General features: G+C 50.3%; 2 protein-coding genes and 1 pseudogene. 1 reads left to right on the top strand and 2 read right to left on the bottom strand.

What is annotated here, in order from left to right; all coding sequences use genetic code 11:
- Positions 1 to 125 precede the first annotated feature (125 nt).
- Positions 126 to 929: pseudogene (locus ACTBDZ_RS16435) on the top strand (alpha-amylase family glycosyl hydrolase); the annotation flags it as partial.
- Between the two features lie 16 nt (positions 930 to 945).
- Here ACTBDZ_RS16435 and tssK read toward each other — a convergent pair.
- The gene (gene tssK, locus ACTBDZ_RS16440; RefSeq protein WP_438816100.1) at positions 946 to 2,274 is read right to left on the bottom strand and encodes a type VI secretion system baseplate subunit TssK; all 1,329 of its coding nucleotides are present in this window, start codon (positions 2,272 to 2,274) and stop codon (positions 946 to 948) included.
- Positions 2,275 to 2,692: 418 nt separating this feature from the next.
- A complete protein-coding gene (locus ACTBDZ_RS16445; protein WP_438816101.1) occupies positions 2,693 to 2,962 on the bottom strand; it encodes a glycine zipper domain-containing protein in 270 nt (89 codons plus the stop codon).
- Positions 2,963 to 3,077 lie beyond the last annotated feature (115 nt).

Genomic DNA, 3,077 nt, shown 5'->3' on the forward strand with positions numbered 1-3,077 from the left:
GAGTTCAGTATTGGTGACAGACCACCACAAGTATCCAACCTCAATTCTGTTCACAAGACCATCGTTGATGTTCTCGGCGAGCGATACCGTCGAATTTATTCTTAAAGTAGGTGCGGAATGACGGGTGGACGCTGGCAGCCCCGGATTTCGTTGCGTTGAAAGCGTTGTTCAATACCTAGCAACGCGGTATGCATAATAAAGCCTGGAGTGCGCTGTTCTGGTGTAATCACGATCAGCCACGCATCGTTTCTCGCTTTGGCGATGAGGGCGACTATCGCACACCGTCAGCCAAAATGTTGGCGATGGTGCTGCACGGCATGCAGGGTACCCCCTATATTTATCAAGGGGAAGAGATCGGGATGACCAACCCCGGCTATGATACCCTGGAGCAATATCGCGATATAGAGAGCCTGAATATCTACGCGGAACATCTCGCCAAAGGTGAAACGCCAGCACAGGTGTTGCGTATTCTTGCCCACAAATCACGCGATAATGGGCGCAGCCCGATGCAGTGGTCAGCTGCGCCGTCGGCAGGCTTTACGTCAGGTACGCCCTGGATATCCCCCGGAACAGGTTACGCGGAGATCAACGTTTCGCAGGCACTTGCCGATCCGCACTCGGTGTTTTACACCTACCAACGGTTGATCGCCCTGCGTAAAGCGCTTCCACTGCTGACCTATGGCGACTATCACGACCTGGCCCCTGAGCATCCAACCCTCTGGTTCTATCGCCGCCGCTAGCAGGGACAGCAGTTGCTGGTGCTCGCCAACCTGAGCCGGGAAATACAGTATTACGCGCTGCCTAACCAGCAGTTCCCCCAGCGCTGGCGTCTGCTGCTGAGCAACTATGATGATCCTCCCGTGCACCCGGCGTCACTGACACTGCGCCTTTATGAGGCGATTTATTGGCTGTCTGATACCGAACTCTGAGAGTGAAGGTCACAATTTACTCCTTCAGCACGGCGAAAAGCCTCAGCGATAAATCACCACAGTGGTCGGGCACAGAGATAGCACAGTGCCCGGAAGCCAGCGCATCCTGCACGCCAGAATGCTCAAGGTCGACGCTAAAGCAGAGGTTTTCCCAATTCAAAGGAATAACAGCAGGAATGTGGTTAACCGGTTGTAACGGTTTGTCCTGACTCTCTGCGGCTTGGCGCACATGGACAGCATGCAGTGTGCCAACCTCACACCGCGTCATGATATGCGCGCGCAGCCGGTGCCAAGGACAGGAAGAGCGTGCCAGAAGATAGATTTCAGAGACGGAATCCAGATTATGCGGTTGCAACTGCCCGACCCACAGATGATCTTTTTCGCGCCTCAGCGCGATCTCCACGGCTCTGGCAGGTATGCAGGTTTCAAGCAACGCATTAAGTAGTGAAAAGAGAGACGAAAACACCTCTCCAAGACGAGAATGGTCATAGCGGGGAATGTCAGCCGTGCTCCACGCCGGCGTATAGGGCAACAGCGGCCCGGCTAATTTAACCAGCTCGCGATAAACCAATTCCGGATGCAACGCAGTTGTCAGGCTAACTTCACTCAGCACGGACTCGTAGCGATTTAACACATTCAACAACCAAAATAGCGGGATATCGGGCTGTCCATGCTTTCTGGGATGTTCATGACGCAGCGCCAGCAGGCGGCGATGTTTGATGCGAGAACGCAACAACAGTTGCTTCGACTGTGCCATCAGCATCGGCGAGGAGGAAAACGTTAGCAACGGTGGAATGAACGAGGAATCGATTTCCCAACGTCCTTGCCCATTGCGATTAAGTCGCGCAATGGGATACGTTTGATAATCACGGTTTTCATCAACGCTAAAGCGTACACAAATTGCAGAGCTCGCGGCCACACTGTTTTCTCGGGGTTCTCTATCCGGCGTTTTCACGCCATAGGCTAATGCAGGCGGTTCCTGCACACGAGAAGGGTGAGGTAACGGATCGCACTGGTGCCCGTTGGAAGGGAGCGCCAACAGCACATCCACCTGTTGCAGCTGTTGTGCCAAACGTTGATCCAACGGTACTGCACAAGAAAGCGCGGGCAAGCCGGCAGAGTCAATCCACGTACCGTCGGGCAAACACAGGCGCAGTTGCTTTAGCGTTAAAGACTGATGCTGTATCGCCTCCTCATCAAGTTGTAACGCTTCAACACCCCATGCATTTGACAATGACTGGGGTAAAGCGTGTTTGCGGCTCAGTCTGTTCTGCTCCGAAGTAAGCAGAGATGGCCGGGAAGAAAGCAAGGTGCCTCTGTTCCATCGAGGCCTTGGCGTCTTCATGCTTGATGGTTCTCCTCAATATCTTCATGCATTCTGGCAATGCCGATTTATACAGCAGAGTATCTCAACCGACGTGTATGATGATAATACCTGCACCAACCCCGAACCCAAGGCAGTAATGCACTTATCCATTTAGTGATATTATTTACAGGTAAGAGTAACGTTAATGACGGCAACACAGTAGCAGATATGGTAGCCAGGAAGAAACAAAATCACCCACAGAAAAAACAAATGAGAATCTTCGCTTATCAAAAAGATATTTAGCTTCGATAAAAAAGTGACGAATTTATTCCGTTGCACACGTGCAATATAATAACAGCAAGATAATATTTTCCTAAATATAGTCAGCGTATCAAGAAAGGTGAGAAAACAGCACGGTAATAATCACATTATCACAGTAACCAATTGAAAAATAATGTTAACGGCGCGCCAACAGCAGGCCAAGCACTAACCCTAACGATGCACCTACGCCGACACCGTGCCACGGTTTTTTATGCACATAGCAGTCCGCACGATTCGCAACTTGTTTTGCTTTAGCATAATAACTGTCGGAAATACCCAATCTCGCTTTAACTTCCAATAGAGCATTCTTCGCATTTTTCTTTAACGTTATATAGGCTTCATCTGCGCTATCGCCAGAATAACGTAATATATCGTCCAACGTATCTGCTAATAATTTAGCCGTCATTCCGCACCTGATTTTTCTTTTTTCGGGACTTGACGGTATTCTGAAGTTCTGAATTTATTACTGCTTTTTGCAGACCAATCAGCATGAGTACTCCCCACGTTACCATCCGTAACCT

It is taken from the genome of Symbiopectobacterium sp. (assembly GCF_051710365.1).
Classification (GTDB): domain Bacteria; phylum Pseudomonadota; class Gammaproteobacteria; order Enterobacterales; family Enterobacteriaceae; genus Symbiopectobacterium.

Bases quoted from the DNA above. Each gene is read 5' to 3' on its own strand.
- tssK (WP_438816100.1), bottom strand. From the start codon at position 2,274: ATGAAGACGCCAAGGCCTCGATGGAACAGAGGCACCTTGCTTTCTTCC.
- ACTBDZ_RS16445 (WP_438816101.1), bottom strand. From the start codon at position 2,962: ATGACGGCTAAATTATTAGCAGATACGTTGGACGATATATTACGTTAT.